Annotated in this window: 17 protein-coding genes; 11 read left to right on the top strand and 6 right to left on the bottom strand. The window is 71.6% G+C overall.

The genetic code is table 11. From position 1 onward, the window contains the following. Window positions 1–108 precede the first annotated feature (108 nt). The 3 genes from xylA to LL648_RS02670 are packed head-to-tail and all read left to right on the top strand — an operon-like array spanning window position 109 to window position 3808. Window positions 109–1293: a xylose isomerase gene (gene xylA / locus LL648_RS02680; RefSeq protein WP_232660741.1), complete on the top strand. Its 1185-nt coding sequence runs from the start codon at window positions 109–111 to the stop codon at window positions 1291–1293. Next, window positions 1290–2696 carry a xylulokinase gene (gene xylB, locus LL648_RS02675; protein ID WP_232660740.1) on the top strand — a complete coding sequence of 469 codons (1407 nt, stop codon included), beginning with the start codon at window positions 1290–1292 and terminating at the stop codon, window positions 2694–2696. Before xylA ends, xylB begins: the two co-directional genes overlap by 4 nt. Further along, entirely contained in the window at window positions 2693–3808 is a 1116-nt protein-coding gene (locus LL648_RS02670) for an ROK family transcriptional regulator (protein ID WP_232660739.1), read from the top strand. The genes xylB and LL648_RS02670 overlap by 4 nt, the downstream gene beginning before the upstream one ends. 78 nt (window positions 3809–3886) lie before the next feature. On the opposite strand, the gene LL648_RS02665 is transcribed toward LL648_RS02670, so the two are convergent. Further along, window positions 3887–4249 carry a DUF6247 family protein gene (locus tag LL648_RS02665; RefSeq protein ID WP_232660738.1) on the bottom strand — a complete coding sequence of 121 codons (363 nt, stop codon included), beginning with the start codon at window positions 4247–4249 and terminating at the stop codon, window positions 3887–3889. Window positions 4250–4485: 236 nt separating this feature from the next. Between LL648_RS02665 and LL648_RS02660 the strand changes: the two genes are divergently transcribed. Further along, on the top strand, window positions 4486–4662 hold the full coding sequence (locus LL648_RS02660; RefSeq protein WP_232660737.1) for a hypothetical protein: 177 nt from the start codon (window positions 4486–4488) through the stop codon (window positions 4660–4662). Between the two features lie 171 nt (window positions 4663–4833). Then, complete coding sequence (locus LL648_RS02655; protein WP_232660736.1) at window positions 4834–5373, top strand: hypothetical protein; 540 nt, start codon at window positions 4834–4836, stop codon at window positions 5371–5373. Window positions 5374–5394: 21 nt separating this feature from the next. Here LL648_RS02655 and LL648_RS02650 read toward each other — a convergent pair whose 3' ends face one another. Then, complete coding sequence (locus LL648_RS02650) at window positions 5395–6438, bottom strand: TetR/AcrR family transcriptional regulator (RefSeq protein ID WP_232660735.1); 1044 nt, start codon at window positions 6436–6438, stop codon at window positions 5395–5397. A gap of 86 nt (window positions 6439–6524) precedes the next feature. Between LL648_RS02650 and LL648_RS02645 the strand changes: the two genes are divergently transcribed. Continuing rightward, window positions 6525–7721 carry a cytochrome P450 family protein gene (locus LL648_RS02645; RefSeq protein ID WP_232660734.1) on the top strand — a complete coding sequence of 399 codons (1197 nt, stop codon included), beginning with the start codon at window positions 6525–6527 and terminating at the stop codon, window positions 7719–7721. Window positions 7722–8004: 283 nt separating this feature from the next. After that, complete coding sequence (gene tuf / locus LL648_RS02640; protein ID WP_232660733.1) at window positions 8005–9192, top strand: elongation factor Tu; 1188 nt, start codon at window positions 8005–8007, stop codon at window positions 9190–9192. An 82-nt stretch (window positions 9193–9274) separates the two neighbouring features. On the opposite strand, the gene LL648_RS02635 is transcribed toward tuf, so the two are convergent. Next, window positions 9275–10507: an RNA polymerase sigma factor gene (locus LL648_RS02635; protein WP_232660732.1), complete on the bottom strand. Its 1233-nt coding sequence runs from the start codon at window positions 10505–10507 to the stop codon at window positions 9275–9277. Then, a complete protein-coding gene (locus tag LL648_RS02630) occupies window positions 10497–10862 on the bottom strand; it encodes a YciI family protein (protein WP_232660731.1) in 366 nt (121 codons plus the stop codon). Before LL648_RS02630 ends, LL648_RS02635 begins: the two co-directional genes overlap by 11 nt. A 125-nt stretch (window positions 10863–10987) precedes the next feature. On the opposite strand from LL648_RS02630, the gene LL648_RS02625 reads away from it, so the two are divergent. The 3 genes from LL648_RS02625 (at window position 10988) to LL648_RS02615 (ending at window position 13472) form a co-directional block, all read left to right on the top strand. Continuing rightward, complete coding sequence (locus LL648_RS02625) at window positions 10988–11494, top strand: beta-class carbonic anhydrase (RefSeq protein ID WP_232660730.1); 507 nt, start codon at window positions 10988–10990, stop codon at window positions 11492–11494. Between the two features lie 183 nt (window positions 11495–11677). Next, on the top strand, window positions 11678–12508 hold the full coding sequence (locus tag LL648_RS02620; RefSeq protein WP_232660951.1) for a L,D-transpeptidase: 831 nt from the start codon (window positions 11678–11680) through the stop codon (window positions 12506–12508). A gap of 13 nt (window positions 12509–12521) precedes the next feature. Beyond that, the gene (locus LL648_RS02615; RefSeq protein WP_232660729.1) at window positions 12522–13472 is read left to right on the top strand and encodes a hypothetical protein; all 951 of its coding nucleotides are present in this window, start codon (window positions 12522–12524) and stop codon (window positions 13470–13472) included. 70 nt (window positions 13473–13542) lie between these two features. On the opposite strand, the gene LL648_RS02610 is transcribed toward LL648_RS02615, so the two are convergent. Beyond that, window positions 13543–13926, bottom strand: coding sequence for an ATP-binding protein (locus tag LL648_RS02610; RefSeq protein WP_232660728.1), 384 nt, complete (start codon window positions 13924–13926; stop codon window positions 13543–13545). Between the two features lie 112 nt (window positions 13927–14038). Between LL648_RS02610 and LL648_RS02605 the strand changes: the two genes are divergently transcribed. Continuing rightward, window positions 14039–14977, top strand: a complete 939-nt coding sequence (locus tag LL648_RS02605; protein ID WP_308190229.1) for a DMT family transporter — start codon at window positions 14039–14041, stop codon at window positions 14975–14977. A 126-nt stretch (window positions 14978–15103) separates the two neighbouring features. Here LL648_RS02605 and LL648_RS02600 read toward each other — a convergent pair whose 3' ends face one another. Beyond that, window positions 15104–15469: an RNA-binding S4 domain-containing protein gene (locus LL648_RS02600; protein WP_232660727.1), complete on the bottom strand. Its 366-nt coding sequence runs from the start codon at window positions 15467–15469 to the stop codon at window positions 15104–15106. Between the last annotated feature and the right edge of the window lie 23 nt (window positions 15470–15492).

Below are 15492 nucleotides of genomic sequence, written 5' to 3'. Positions count from 1 at the left end.
GGAAAGTGGCTTTCCTGGCAACCCCCGGGCTCTTGTGGGGTGTTGTTCGGGGTCTTTGCGCGCTACCGTCGACGTGTTTGTTCGATGCCTGAACAAAGGAGTCTTCCCATGGTGCAGCCGACCCCCGCGGACCGTTTCAGCTTCGGGCTCTGGACGGTCGGCTGGGCCGCCCGCGACCCGTTCGGCGACGCGACCCGTCCCGCGATCGACCCCGTCGAGTCGGTGAACCGCCTCGCGGAGCTCGGCGCGTGGGGCGTCACGTTCCACGACGACGACCTCATCCCGTTCGGGACGCAGGGCGCGGAGCGCGACGCGATCATCAGCCGGTTCCGGGCGGCGCTCGAGTCGACGGGCCTCGTCGTCCCGATGATGACGACGAACCTGTTCACCCACCCCGTGTTCAAGGACGGCGCGTTCACCAGCAACGACCGGTCGGTGCGCCGGTTCGCGCTGCGCAAGGTCGTGCGCAACCTCGACCTCGCCGCCGAGCTCGGCGCCTCGACGTACGTCTTCTGGGGCGGGCGCGAGGGCGCCGAGGTGGACTCCGGCAAGGACATCGGCGCCGCGCTCGACCGCTACCGCGAGGCCATCGACACCCTCGGCGCCTACGTGAAGGAGCAGGGCTACGGCATCCGGTTCGCGATCGAGCCGAAGCCGAACGAGCCGCGCGGCGACATCCTGCTGCCCACGCTCGGCCACGCGCTGGCATTCATCGCGGAGCTGGAGCACGGCGACATCGTCGGCATCAACCCCGAGGTCGGGCACGAGCAGATGGCGGGCCTCAACTACACCGCGGGCATCGCGCAGGCGCTCTGGGCCGGCAAGCTCTTCCACATCGACCTCAACGGCCAGCGCGGCATCAAGTACGACCAGGACCTGGTCTTCGGCCACGGCGACCTGCTGAGCGCGTTCGCCACGGTCGACCTGCTGGAGAACGGCCCGGTCGGCGGCGGTCCCGGCTACGACGGCCCGCGGCACTTCGACTACAAGCCGCTGCGCACCGAGGACCTCGACGGCGTCTGGGCTTCCGCCGCCGCGAACATGCGCACGTACCTGCTGCTCCGCGAGCGGGCAGCGGCGTTCCGTGCCGACCCGGAGGTCGTCGAGGCGATGTCCGTCGCGGGGGTCGGAGCGCTCGCGCAGCCGACGCTCGACGCCGGCGAGTCGCTGGCCGACCTGGTCGCCGACCGCAGCGCGTTCGAGGACTTCGACGCCGACAAGGCGGGCGAGCGCGGCTACGGGTTCGTCCGGCTGAACCAGCTCGCCGTCGAGCACCTCCTGGGTGCGCGATGACAGCTGGGCTGGTCGCCGGCGTCGACTCGTCGACGCAGGGCTGCAGCATCGTGATCAGGGACGCGGCGAACGGCGCGCTCGTCCGCGAGGGGCGCGCGAAGCACCCCGCCGGCACCGAGGTCGACCCTGCTGCCTGGTGGGACGCGCTGCAGGACGCCATCGCGGCGGCCGGCGGCCTGGCCGACGTCGCTGCGATCGCAGTGGCCGGCCAGCAGCACGGGATGGTGTGCCTCGATGCAGACGGTGAGGTCGTCCGGCCGGCGCTGCTGTGGAACGACACCCGCTCCGCGGCGGCGGCCGACGACCTCGCGGCGGAGTACGGCGCGAAGGCGCTGGCCGAGGCGACCGGCAGCCTGCCGCTCGCGGCCTTCACGGTGACGAAGCTGCGCTGGCTCGCCACCAACGAGCCGGAGAACGCGGCCCGGACGGCGGCCGTCTGCCTCCCGCACGACTGGCTCACCTGGAAGCTGCGCGGCACCGGCGACCTCGCCGATCTCATCACCGATCGCAGCGATGCATCCGGGACGGGCTACTTCTCCGGCGTCACCAACTCCTACGTACCCGAGCTGCTGGAACTCGCGCTTGGCCGTTCCGACGTCGTGCTCCCGCGGGTGCTGGGCCCGTCGGAGCAGGCCGGTCGGACGCCCGACGGCGTGCTGCTCGGACCGGGAGCGGGGGACAACGCCGGCGCGGCTCTGGGGCTCGGTGCTGCGGAAGGTGACGTCGTCATCTCGCTCGGCACGTCCGGCGTCGTCTCCGCGGTGAGCGCCACGCCGACATCAGACGAGACGGGCATCATCGCCGGCTTCGCGTCGGCGACCGGCGAGCACCTGCCGCTGGTGTGCACGCTCAACGCCGCCCGTGTGCTCGACGCGACCGCGACCGTGCTCGGGGTCGACCACGCCGAGCTGGCGCGGCTCGCCCTGACCGCGCCGGCCGGGGCCGGCGGGTTGGTGCTCGTGCCGTACCTGGAGGGGGAGCGCACGCCGAACAAGCCCGACGCGACCGGCTCGCTGCACGGGCTGACGCTGGGGACGTCGACGCCGGCGCACCTGGCGCGGGCCGCTGCGGAAGGGCTGCTCTGCGGGCTGGCCGACGCGCTCGACGCGCTGGTCGAGGCCGGTGTGCCGGTGCGGCGGGTCTTCCTCGTCGGCGGCGCGGCGCGCTCGGACGCCGTCGCGTCGATCGCGCCGGCCGTGCTCGGGCACCCGGTGCTGCGTCCGACGCCCGGTGAGTACGTCGCCGACGGAGCGGCCAGGCAGGCAGCGTGGGTGCTCTCCGGGGCCGACCGGCCGCCGCAGTGGTCCGTCGCCGACGCCGAGCGGTTCGAGGCGGAGCCGAGGCCCGCAGTGCGCGAGCGGTACGCGGCCGTCCGGGAGCTGACTGCGCCGCGGTGGGGATGAGCGGCGGCCTCGTCGCCGTCCCCGCTCCCGCGGGGCAGCAGACCGTCCGGAGGCACAACCGGGCGCTCGTGCTCGGGTACGTCGCGGAGGCGGAACCGGTGTCGCGCGCCCGCGTCGCGGAGCACACCGGGCTGACCCGCGGCACAGTGTCGTCGCTGGTCGATGACCTGATCGCGGCCGGGATGCTGACCGAGCTCTCGGCCGTCCGCGGCGCTACGGGCCGGCCGGCGAGCCCGCTGCAGCTCAACCGCTCCGGCCCGGCGGGGCTCGGGCTGGAGATCGGGGTCGAGCACGTCGGCGCGAGCGTCGTCGACCTCTCCGGGACGGTACGGGTGAGCAGGCGGGTCGCTTCGGACCACCGCGACCAGCCGCCCGACGTCGGGCTGGGCGCCGCTGCCCGGCTCGCGGCGGACGTCGTCGCGGGGGCGGGGCTCCCGGTCGCTGGCGCGTGCGTCGCGCTGCCGGGGCTCGTCGACGCCGCCGGTGTGCTGCGCCGCGCACCCAACCTGCCGAGATGGGACGACGTCGACGCCCCGGAGCGACTGTCGGCGCTGCTCGCCACACCCGTGCGGGCGGCGAACGAGGCGGACCTCGCCGCGCTCGCCGAGCTGTGGTTCGGGGACGTGCCGGCCGACTTCGTGCACGTCTCCGCCGACGTCGGGATCGGCGCCGGCATCGTGCTCGGCGGTGCGCTCTTCCGCGGGCCGGGCGGGTGTGCGGGCGAGCTGGGGCACGTCGTCGTCGAGCCGGGCGGGCCGGCATGCAGCTGCGGCGGCGCCGGCTGTCTGGAACGGGTCGCCGGGCTCGACGCGTTGCTGCGCGCGGCGGGGGCGTCCGACGTCGAGGCGCTGGTGGCACACCCGGGTCCCGCGCTCGCGGTGGCGGCCGGCTCGCTGCGGATCGCGCTGGGTGCGGCGGTCTCGTTGCTCGACGTGCGCACCGTCGTGCTCGGCGGCGTGTACGCGCGGCTCGGGGAGGACCTGCGGGAAGCCGTGGCCGCGGAGCTCGCGACGATGACCCCACCCGTCGACGTCCGCATCGCCGACCCCGCGACCGGCGGCGCGCTGCGGGCGGCCGCCGCCTCCGTCGTCCGAGCGTTGATCAGCGGCTAGCGCCCCAACTTCCCCACCGTTTTGTGCACTTGCGCGCCAAAACGGCGCGCAGGTGCACAAAACGGTGGGGAACTTCGCTCAGCCGGCCCGCTCCGGCAGCCCGAGCTCCGCCTTCAGCTGGTGCCAGGAAACCGCACCCGTCGCACGTTCCCCCGACTCCAGCCGCTCCTGCGCCGACGCGAGGGTACGGCGGTAGACGCCGTGGCCGTGGGCCGACGTCACCCACGCGACACGCCGCCACGACTCCAACGCCTCGTGGACGTCGGCAAGATCGAGCTGCTCCGTCGCCCTCTGCATCAGTGCCCTCCACTGCTGGGCCCTCCACTGCTGATCGAACGCGGCAGCGTCCTCCGGCGTGAGCGCGTCCCTGATGCGCGCGGGCGAAGCGTCGGCGAACGGCGAACGCCCGGAGCCGCTCGGCTGAGCTGCGGCAGCGGTCATGCGGCCACAGTAGTGCCCATCGCCGCGCGCGTCGTCCGGACGCGCGCCCGCCTGCCGACCCGGCGGCAATCCGCCCCAACTTCCCCACCGTTTTGTGCACTTGCGCGCCAAAACAGCGCGCAGTGCACAAAACGGTGGGGAAGTCCGGCGGGGCTTGGTCGGGGCGGTAGCCAGGGTTACCCTCCTTGTGTGACGTGGCTAACAGCGGTCACGTCGGGCTCACATCGAGGTGATCTATGGCTGCCACTGCTGCCGGGTCGGCTTTCAAGGAAGTGATCGCGCGGTTCGCGCCTGCATCGCGCCGCCCGCGCCGCTTCCACGCCGCGCCCCACCGCCTCGGCGTCCGTTCGATGCGGCGGGCCCGCTGCCACGCCCGTCTCGAAGCCCTGCAGCGCCAGTTCGTGCGCTCCTAGGAGCGCCGCCCACCGACGTACCCGACCGCGTCACCGATCCATCAACGCTTCTGCATCTCATCGGGAGTAGTCTCTTGACTACCCTGTGTCAGGAGCGGGATGACCGGTCGCCAGCTCGTCGTCGCTGCACTCGGTGGCATATGCCGGGTGATGTGGGGATTTCCGCCACGGATGATCCCCTACATCGTTGCGTGGCGAGGCACAGCGCGCGGGCTGCTCTGGTTCATGGTCAACATGCCCTGCTACCTGTGGGTCCTGTACGCCATCGGCCCTGTGCGCACGCATCTGGCGTGCATCGTCATCTCGCTCTACAACGGCTGCCGCTACTGCGCGTACGGCCACGCCTACGCCCTCGAACTGATCTACCTCCGCGACCACGACCGCCTCTTCCCCGTCGACGCGCGGACGATCGCCGGCTGGTACGAGCTCGAGACCCGGCGCATCGCCGCGCAGGTCAGGGTGGTGCTGCAGGAGGCGGGGATGCACGTCGAGGCGATGTGGTCCGACCGGATCCTCGGCCTCGCCAGCGGCGAGCAGTACCCGATCGACCGTGACGAGGCCCGGCTCATGCACCTCGTCCGGATCGTCGGGCTGATGAACACCGTCGCGATCGCGAACAGCGTCGAGCCGGACGAGGCGCACGACACGGTCAACAAGAACCGCCCGCTCAAGCTGCGATACGCCCAGCTGCGCGCCTTGGGTGCGGCCTGATCGCGTGGTTCTGTCGGTCGTTCAGGCGGTCGCCGCCGCGTGGCACGCGCCCCAGCCTTCGGCACGGGTGACGATCCGGCCCGCGGCGATCCGGACGGCGGTCTCGGTGGCATCGCTGACCGACGGCACACCCGCGGCCTTCGCGACGGTCCCGTCCGTGTCGCACACGACCTGCAGGCGCGGCAGCGCCGAGGCGGGGAACGCCTGGCGAAGGCAGGTGCGCAGATCGGCGACGGCGAGCCTGACCAGCGGCGCGAGCTCCTCCGGCGCGCTGCTGACCAGCACGGCCGTGACACTCGCGGCTGCCGGCAGCGCCCGCACCGACTCCTCGACGGCCGACGCCCTGTGCAGGCCGAGCACGGCGACCACCCCGTCGCCGTCGAGCTGAGCCGGCGCGCGGCGCACGATGTCGACGGCGGCGGGTGGCGTCCAAGGCTCGTCGCCGTGCCTGGCCGGCGGCACGATCGGCGGCGCCGGCCACCGGTCGTCGAGGTCGAGCACGGCGAGCTGCTCGCAGGCGCGGACGACGTTGAAGATCTCGGTGAATCCCGGCGCGGCCGCGGCCATCTGGCTCGCGCCTTGCAGCAGGGTGAGTGCGGTCTCCGCGACGCGCACCATGCGCCGGCCGGGTCGCAGGCGCTCCAGTGCGAGCCCCAGCAGGATCGCGTCGATCCGCATGAGCTGCGCGAACGGCCGTCGTGTCCGCTCGTCGGCCAGCACTTCGGGCATGAGGTCGCGGGCGAGCCAGCCGGAATCGTCGACGGCGAGCGGAAGTCGTGCGAGCCACGCCCTCGCGAAGGCGCCCAGGGCTTCCTGCGGGTCGAGCCCCGGTTCGGAACGCGGTCCATCGGCGTCGGCTTCGGCCTCCTCGGCGAGCACCGCGAAGTAGAGCGCGCGCTTCCCGGGGAAGTTGGAGTACACCGCGCCCCTGGTCAGCTCGGCGCGCTCGGCGATGACGTCGATCTTCGCCTCGCGGAACCCGCGTTCGGCGAACTCGTCCTTCGCCGCGGCCAGCACCTTCGCGCGGTTGCGCCCTTGCAGCTCCAACCGGCTCAGCCGACCCATTGCCCTCCTTGCCCCGTTCCCGATGGCAAGATACCGTCACCATTCAGATGATATGAACATCTGACCTGAACATCTGAGGAGTGGCCGTGGCAGAAGTCCCGGAGATCGACCTGATGGACGTCGCCGTCCTGAACGACCCCTTCACGGCGTACGAGCGCGCGCGGGCCGAGTCGCCGGTGGCGCGGCTCGGCGTGCCCGGCTTCCCCGTCCCGTTCCTCGCGCTCACCCGGCACGAACACGCGAAGGCCCTGCTCGCCGACCCCCGCTTCCAGGTCAACTCGGGCAGCTTCATGCCCCCGCCGGGCATCCCCGAGCAGTGCCTCGCCTACATGCGGACGATGTCGGAGAGGGAGGGGCCCGAGCACACGCGGCTGCGCAAGCTCGTCGCTCCCGCCTTCACCGCCCGCCGCTCCGGACGGTTCCGGCCGCGCATCGAGGCCGTCGTCGCGCAGTTGCTCGACGACCTGCCCGGCAACGAGCAGGACGGCTCGGTCGACCTGATCGCGCACTTCGCCCGACCGCTCCCGATGGACGTGATCTGCGAGCTGGTCGGCATCCCCGAGCCGGACCGCCCGCGGTGGCGCGAGTACGGCGCCGCGGTCGCGGCCGGGATCGGGACGGCGTTCGCCGAGGCCGTGCCGGGGATCGTCGAGGGCGCCAAGGCTGCCGTCGAGCGCAGCCGGGCGGCGCCGGGCGATGACGTGCTGGCCGACCTCGTCCGCGCGCACGACGAGGGCGACCGGCTCACCGACGTCGAGATGGTCACGCTGGTCTGGCACCTCGTGCTCGCGGGGCAGACTCCGACCCTCCTGATCGGGAACGCGGTCGAGGCCCTGCTGACCCATCCCGAGCAGCTCGCGACGTTGCGGGCCGAGCCCGACCTGATGACCGGTGCCGTCGAGGAGCTCATGCGCTGGTGCGGGCCGCAGCTGCTGACCACGCCGCGGTTCGCGCAGGAGGACGTCGACGTCGACGGCGTGCGGATCGAGCAGGGCTCCGCGGTCAGCGCGGCGATCGCGGCGGCCAACCGCGACCCGGCCGCGTTCACCGACCCCGACCGGCTCGACGTCCGGCGCGGCGCCGGCCCCGCAGCGCACATCGGGTTCGGGCACGGCCCGCACTTCTGCCTGGGCGCCTCGATCGCGAGGGTCCAGACGGAGGTGGCGCTCGACGCGTTGCTGCGCAGGTTCCCCGACCTCGCACTCGCCGGTGAACCCACCCGCGCCCCCGACGGCGGCACGTGGCGCCTGGCCGAGCTCCCCGTCAAGCTTCGCGCCGAGTAACCGTCGACAACGACGTAATGGCTGTTGTTAGCGCTCACAAACAGCCAATACGTCGTTGTCGACGTGAAACCTCGTTGCGGGGCGGGCGATCCCGTGATCAGACTGGTGGCGTGTTCCTGAACGCCCTCGCGACGTCCGCTGCCACGGCAGCCGACGCGCTGTGGGCTGCGCAGGTCGAAGGCGCCCGAGGCTGACCCTCCCCTGGCCGTCCAGGGGATCTCCCCGGGGAGGGTCGCTCGACGCGGGATCCCCGCACCGGAACACACCCGATCTTGGAACAGTCATGGGCAAGCAGCAGTACGTGCGGACGAAGCCGCACCTCAACATCGGCACGATGGGTCACGTCGACCACGGCAAGACCACGCTGACCGCCGCGATCACGAAGGTGCTCGCGGAGCGGGGCGGCGGCCGGTACGTGCCGTTCGACCGGATCGACCGGGCGCCCGAGGAGGCGCTGCGCGGGATCACGATCAACATCGCGCACGTCGAGTACGAGACGGCGACGCGCCACTACGCGCACGTCGACATGCCCGGGCACGCCGACTACGTGAAGAACATGATCACCGGCGCGGCGCAGGTCGACGGCGCGATCCTCGTCGTCTCCGCGCAGGACGGTGTCATGCCGCAGACGCGTGAGCACGTGCTGCTCGCGCAGCGGGTCGGCGTCGATCGGATCGTCGTCGCGCTCAACAAGGCCGACGCCGCCGACCCCGAGCTGATCGAGCTGGTCGAGCTGGAGGTCAGGGACCTGCTCTCCGAGCACGGTTTCGACGGCGACGCCACGCCGGTCGTCCCGGTGTCGGGGCTGGCCGCGCTCAGCGGTGAGCCGCGTTGGGTGGAGTCGGTCGTCACGCTGCTCGACGCGGTCGACGAGCACTTCCCCGTGCCCCAGCGGCACCTGGACGCGCCGTTCCTCATGCCGGTCGAGAACGTCATGACGATCACCGGGCGCGGCACGGTCGTCACGGGCGCGATCGAGCGCGGGACAGTCCGCGTCGGCGACACCGTCGACGTCGTCGGGCTCAGCGAGCTCGATGCGCACGTCAGCGCGGTCGTCACCGGGCTGGAGACGTTCGGCAAGGTGATGGAGCAGGGCGAGGCCGGCGACAACGCCGCGCTGCTGCTGCGGGGCGTCCGGCGCGAGCAGGTCACCCGCGGGCAGCTCGTCGTCGCGACCGGCAGCGTGACGGCGCAGTCCGCGTTCCGCGGGCGGGTCCGACTGCTCACGGGGCAGGAGGGCGGCCGGCACACGCCGATCTCGAGCGGGTACCGGCCCCAGTTCTACCTGCGCACGACCGACGTGGTCGGGGTCGTCGACCTCGGCGAGCTCCCGTCGGCGCAACCGGGCGAGACCGTCGAGGTCACCGTCCGGCTGGGCAAGCCGGTGCCGCTGGAGCAGGGTCTCGGCTTCGCCATCCGCGAGGGCGGGCGCACGGTCGGGGCGGGGACGATCACCGACGTGCTCGGCTGACCCGCCCGGGAGTCGTCGACAACGACGTTCTGGCTGTTGTGAGCGCTAACAAACGGTCAGAACGTCGTTGTCGACGCCGACCTCAGGCGAGTTCGGCGGCCTTCTTCAGCAGGTAGCGCTGCTCCGGATGGCTCGTCGCACGCCGGGCGGCGGTGCGGAAGCCGGCGGCGGCACCGACGAGGTCCCCCTTCATCTCCAGCAGGTGCGCCCGCACGGCATCGGCGCGGTGGTGCCCGCCGAAGCGCGGGTCGGCGGCGAGCCGGTCGAGCAGCCGCAGGCCGGCGTCGGGGCCGTGCACCATCGCGGCCGCGACGGCCCGGTTCAGCGTGACCACCGGGTTGTCGGTCATCCGCTCCAGCAGTGTGTAGAGGCCGAGGATCTGCATCCAGTCGGTCGCGTCGGCGTCCGCGGCCTCGGCGTGCAGCGCCGCGATGGCCGCCTGCAGCTGGTACGGCCCGAGCGCCGTCCGGCGCATCGCGTCGGTGACGAGCTCGGTGCCCTCCGCGATGGCTGCGGCGTCCCAGCGGGTCCGGTCCTGCTCGGCCATCGGGATCAGCTCGCCGGCCGGCCCGGTGCGGGCGGCCCGCCGCGCGTCGGTGAGCAGCATCAGCGCCAGTAGGCCCGCGACCTCGCCGTGCTCAGGCAGCTGGCGGTGCGCCATCCGCGCCAGCCGGATCGCCTCCGCGGTGAGTTCGACCCGGACCAGCTCGTCACGACCGGTGCTGGAGTAGCCCTCGTTGAAGATCAGGTACAGCACCTGGAGCACGCTCGCCAGCCGCTCGTCCAGCTCGTCGGCCGGTGGCATGCGGAAGGTGGCACCACGCAGCTTCGCCTTCGCGCGGGTGATCCGCTGGCCCATCGTCGGCTCCGGCACCAGGAACGCGGCCGCGATCTCGCCGGTCGTGAGCCCGCCGACGGCGCGCAAGGTCAGCGCCACCTGCGACGCCTGGGTCAACGCCGGGTGACAGGAGAGGAAGAGCAGCACGAGCGAGTCGTCGCCGGCGACGGGCGCACCGCCCGCATCGCCCGTGCGCGGGATCGCGACGGCATCAGCGGCCTCGCGCTCCCTTCGCGACCGGTCGCTGCGCAGCTGGTCGATCAGCTTGTACGAGCCGATGCGGATCAGCCACGAGCGCGGGTCGTCCGGCACACCCGCGTCCGGCCACTTCAGCGCGGCGGCGAGCAGCGCCTCCTGCACGGCGTCCTCGCAGGCGTCGAAATGGCCGTAGCGCCGCACGAGCGCGCCGAGTACCTGCGGCGCGAGCTCGCGCAGCAGGTACTCGAAGGGACGGTCCGCCGCCGACCTATCCGGCATTCGGGTCTGACCCGATCGGCCGCACCTCGACGGTGTCGCCCACCGCCTCGACGATCCTGGCCGCGATCTCCATGGCCCGCTCGTGCGTCGCGCAGTCGACGATCGCGAAGCTCGCGAGCACCTCCTTGGCCTCGGCGAACGGGCCGTCGACTGCGACCGCTGTGCCGTCCTGCTTCCGAACGGTGCTGGTCAGCGAGGGATCGCCGAGGCCCTCCGTCGAGACGAACTCGCCCGTGGCCGTGAGCTCCGCACCGATCTCCTCGTAGAACCGGCACGTCGCGACGAACTCGGGGCTCGTGTAGTCGGCGGTCTCCCAGTCGGCCTTGTTCGTGTAGGCGAGCAGCATGTATTTCATCTCGGACCTCCCTGTCCGGGCCGCGGACGCGACCGTCGTACCCACCTCGGAGCCGAAGTCCACACTTCGACGTCAATCGTCACATCCGGTCGGATCAACGCGACGATTCGCTTACCGTGATCCGCGTGAGCAACGAGGAGCTGCTGCGACGTTACGAGTCCGGTGGGGCGAGTGTGGCTGCGCGGAACGCCAAGGGGCGTTCCGTCGTGCCGAGCCAGCACACCGTTGTGCTGACGTGCATGGATTCCCGCATCGACGTCTTCGCGCTCTTCGGGCTCGAGCTCGGCGAGGTGCACGTGCTGCGCAACGCCGGTGGTGTGGTGACCGACGACGTCATTCGTTCGCTCACGATCAGCCAGCGCAAGTTGCAAACCCGCGACATGCTGGTCGTGCAGCACACGGGATGTGGACTCGCCACGTTCACCGACGAGGAGTTCTCAGAGGAGCTGGCGGTCGACGTGGGAATGCGCCCGCCGTGGCGGACCCACGCCTTCACGAGTCCGGAGACGAGCGTGCGGCGTTGTCTCGCCCGGCTCGCCCGCGACCCGTTCCTACTCCCGAGTACCTCCGTTCGCGGCTTTGTCGTCGACATCGAGACGTTCGAGCTGACCGAAGTGCGTCTCGAGGCCTGAAAACCCACTGCTTGACTTGTCAATGGCGAGTCGTGATCTGACCTGCGCGAAGACGATCTAGATCACGATCAGGTTTCGGGAGTAACCCGGACGAACTTCCCTCGTTCACCGGATGCACGCTCCGCAATCGGGGGACACCCGATCGGGTGTGCATGTCCTGTCCGCATCGCGCGTTTGGGTCAGATGGCACTACATACCGCTCCCCAGGCGCCGGAGTCCTCCGGCGCACGTCCCCGTCGCCCCCTCATGCTTTGGGGCGCGATCGGGGTGGTCGTCGTCCTCGTTGCGGTCGTCGGCTTCTTCATGTTCGGCGGGGGTCAGAGCACCCCGCCTCCCGCAGACTCCGGATCGGGCACGACCGGGGCTCTCCCACTGAGCAACACGTTCACCACCATCGAGGGCGCTCCTCTGGACACCGAGGCGACCTCGACCACCGAAGGACTCGTGGTCCACCCGGTCCGGACGACGCCTGTGCACGCGTCACCGGGCGGGAAGGCGATCGCGCAGATCGAGCCCCAGCAGTTCGGCCCCACCTGGTTGCCCGTCATCGGACAGCAGCCCGACTGGGTGCAGGTACTGCTCCCGTCGAAGCCGAACGCCTCGACCGGCTGGATCCGCGCGGCCGACACCGAGCACGTGATCACGCACCACGTGATCAAGGTCCACCTGAAGTCCATGAAGATGGAGCTGACCGAGAAGGGCAAGTCGGTCGGCAACTGGAGCATCGGCATCGGCAAGCCCGAGGCCCCCACTCCCACTGGACGGACCTTCTTGCTCGGGCAGTTCAAGGACCCGAAGCAGTCCTTCTCGCCGGTGATCATCCCGCTCGGCACGCACAGCCCGACGCTCGACACGTTCGGGGGCGGCCCCGGCACCGTCGGGATCCACGGCTGGCCGAGCGACGACGTTCTCGGCAAGGCGAGCAGCGACGGATGCATCCGCGTTCCGGCCGACGCTCTCGCGAAGTTGACCGAAGTGCCGCTCGGCACGCTCGTGATGATCGATGAAAACTGAGGGGACCATCAACGTGAACAGCAGGAAGCTCGCTGGAGCGAGTGCGGCCATCGGAGCGTTCGCGGTTACCGCGATGCTGCTGGGGGCGACCACCGCCGTCGCAGCGCCTGAGGCCGAGCACGCCTTCGCCCTCTCGGCGTCCGGCATCCTGGACATCGAGCCCATCTCGTACGTCGAGGCGAACGGTGACACCCCGGTCACCAAGGAGCTCGTCGGTCTCGGCTCGGCGGCCGAGGACTTCGGCATCTCCGCGGGCGTTCTGACCGCAGAGGCCAAGCCGGGCTACTCCGAGAGCACGGTCGCGAAGCTCAACATCAAGGACCTGCTCAAGGCCGAGCTCGTCAAGACCTGGTGCGACCACGGCAAGGGCGGCCTCGAGCTCGTCAACGCCGAGCTCCTGGGCAAGCAGCTGAAGACCCCCACGATCAACGACAAGGTCATCGACCTGTCCCCGATCCTGCGCGTCAGCCTCGGCGAGGAGACCCGCAACGCGGACGACTCGATCACGGTCACCGGCATCAAGGCCGAGCTGCTGCCCGGCCGCGCCACCGGCGAGGAGGAGCTCTCCGAGGAGGAGAAGGCCGCCCTCCCCGCGGTTGCGGACCTGCTGAACCTCGACCTGGCCGGTGAGAGCACCGTTTCCGGGCTGCTCGGCAAGCTCCAGGGCGCGCTCCCCGCGGGCGTTCTCGAGCGCACCGAGACCGCGCAGACCATCACGGTCGGCTCTGCCACCTGCTTCGACGGTGCCGCTGACGGCAACACCGACGAGGACAACGACGGCAACGGCAACAACGGCGGCGACAACGGCAACGGCAACGGTGACGACGACGGTGACGGCGACGGCAACGGCAACGACGGCAACAAGGACCGCGGCGGCGAGGGCCGTGACCCGCAGGTGAAGGGTGCCTCCGTGGCCCCGGCGCCGACGGCCGTCCTCGGCGCGACCGTTCCGGTCACGCACTGATCATCATCTGATCACGGCAGTACCCCTCAGAACGGGGCGGGAGCAGCAGCTCCCGCCCCGTTCCGGTGTTTCAGGAGCTGAGGGGCCGCAGGCTCCAGGCCATCTCGACGGTCGTCCCTGCCGGACTGTGGCGGATCGCGACGCGGTCGGCGAGCCCCTTGATCAGGGTGAGTCCGTGGCCGCGGAAGCCGGGGTCGGCAGGTGGCGGTCGCCATCGGCCACGATCGGCCACGACGACCACCAGCTCATCGGTCGAACGACGCTCCAGCTCCACCCACGCGTCGCCCGTGCCGTCGGGGTAGGCGTGGTCGGCCACGTTGGCCAGCGCTTCGTTCGCAGCCAGCACGACGTCCTCGACCACGTCCGGACTCGCCGTCATGCCGGCGACCCACTCGGCGATCCGGTGCCGGACGTTCGCGAGCTCTTCTGCCAGCGATGCTCCGCTGAGGCGCATCGCCAGTAGCCCGGCCGTCCTGATCGCGTCGATACCAGCGATTTACCCCGTCTCTCGGCCCCTCAATCCGTCTCGTGGAATGGATCGTCGCGGTCGGAGGGTTGGGGTCCAGGTGGACCGACCCGCGCACGCACCCGACCGGACCTGGCTCATCGCCGTCGCCGCGGCGATGTGGGGCACCGACGGCCTGCTCAGGCAGCCGCTCGCCGGCCAGCTCCCCGCCGCGACGGTGGTGTTCTGGGAGCACCTGCTGATCGTGGTGGTGCTGATCCCGTTCCTGCCCTCGGCCTTCCGCGCCTTCCAGGCTGCATCGGTGCGCGACCGGGTCGCGCTGGTGGTGATCGGCGCCGGCGCCTCTGCGATCGCGACGGCGCTGTTCACCGCGGCTTTCCGGCTCGGCGACCCGGTGACGCCGCTCGTGCTGCAGAAGCTGCAACCCGTTGTCGCGGTGGCGGCTGCCGCGCTGCTGCTCCGCGAGCGGGTCCGGCCGGGCTACCTGTTCTTCGCGGTTCCGGCGCTCGTCGGGGCGTGGTTGATGGCCTTCGCCGACCCGCTCTCCGTCGCGCCTCGGGCCGTTACGGCCGCGCTGCTCGCCGTCGCCGCGGCCGTGTTGTGGGCGGTGGGCACGGTCTTGGGTCGGATGGTGAGCGCCGACCATGGCGCTGAGGGGCGTGCCGGCGGACCCGGCATGGCCAGCAGGGACGTGACGGTGCTGCGGTTCGCGATCGGGCTGCCGGCCAGTGCGATCGTGCTCGCGGCGCAAGGTGCCCCGGTCGCGGTGACGCCCGCCCAGCTCGGACCGCTCGCGTTGCTCGCGCTGATCCCCGGGCTGCTCGGTCTCACCCTCTACTACATCGGGCTGCGCTCGACCGCCGCGTCGCGCGCGACGCTGGCCGAGCTCGCCTTCCCCGCCACCGCGGCCCTGATCGGCGTGGGCCTGCTCGGCACGTCGTTGACCATCACCCAGTGGCTCGGCCTGCTCGTGGTCGTGGTCTCGGTGACGGCACTGGGCCTGCGGGAACGCTCGGAACGCCCGGTCGTCCACGCCTGACCACGAGTCCCACGCCCCAGCGCGCGAGTCCCACGTTTCGGCGCGCGAGTCCCGCGTTCGGGTGGGCGAGTCCCGCGTTTCGGCGCGCGAGTCCCGCGTTTCGGTGGGCGAGTCGCGCGTTCGGCGTCAGAACTGCCCGGCGCGGAACTGGTCGAGCACCCGACGCTCGCGCTTCGTCGGCCGCCCGGCGCCCCGCTCCCGGCGTGCGACGGGGATCGCGGCGAGCGGGGGCGGGGCCGGGGTGTTGTCGATGAAGCAGGTGGCCGCGTCTGCGGCGCCGACCCGTTTCTGGATCACCCTGACCACCTCGACCATCCGCGTGCGGTCGTTCACGCGCGCCCTGATCTCATCGCCGGGCACCACTGTCGCGGCCGGCTTCACCGGCCGATCGTTGATCTTGACGTGCCCGGCCCTGCAGGCGGCGGCAGCGTCGGGGCGGGTCTTGGCCAGCCGTACCGCCCACAGCCACCGATCGATCCGTGCGGACTCCACTCCCCGATGATGACACCGGCACA

It is taken from the genome of Pseudonocardia sp. TRM90224, assembly GCF_021245725.1.
GTDB lineage: Bacteria > Actinomycetota > Actinomycetes > Mycobacteriales > Pseudonocardiaceae > Pseudonocardia.
Note: the sequence above shows the minus strand (reverse complement) of the source record. Positions and strands in the feature narration are given on the sequence as shown.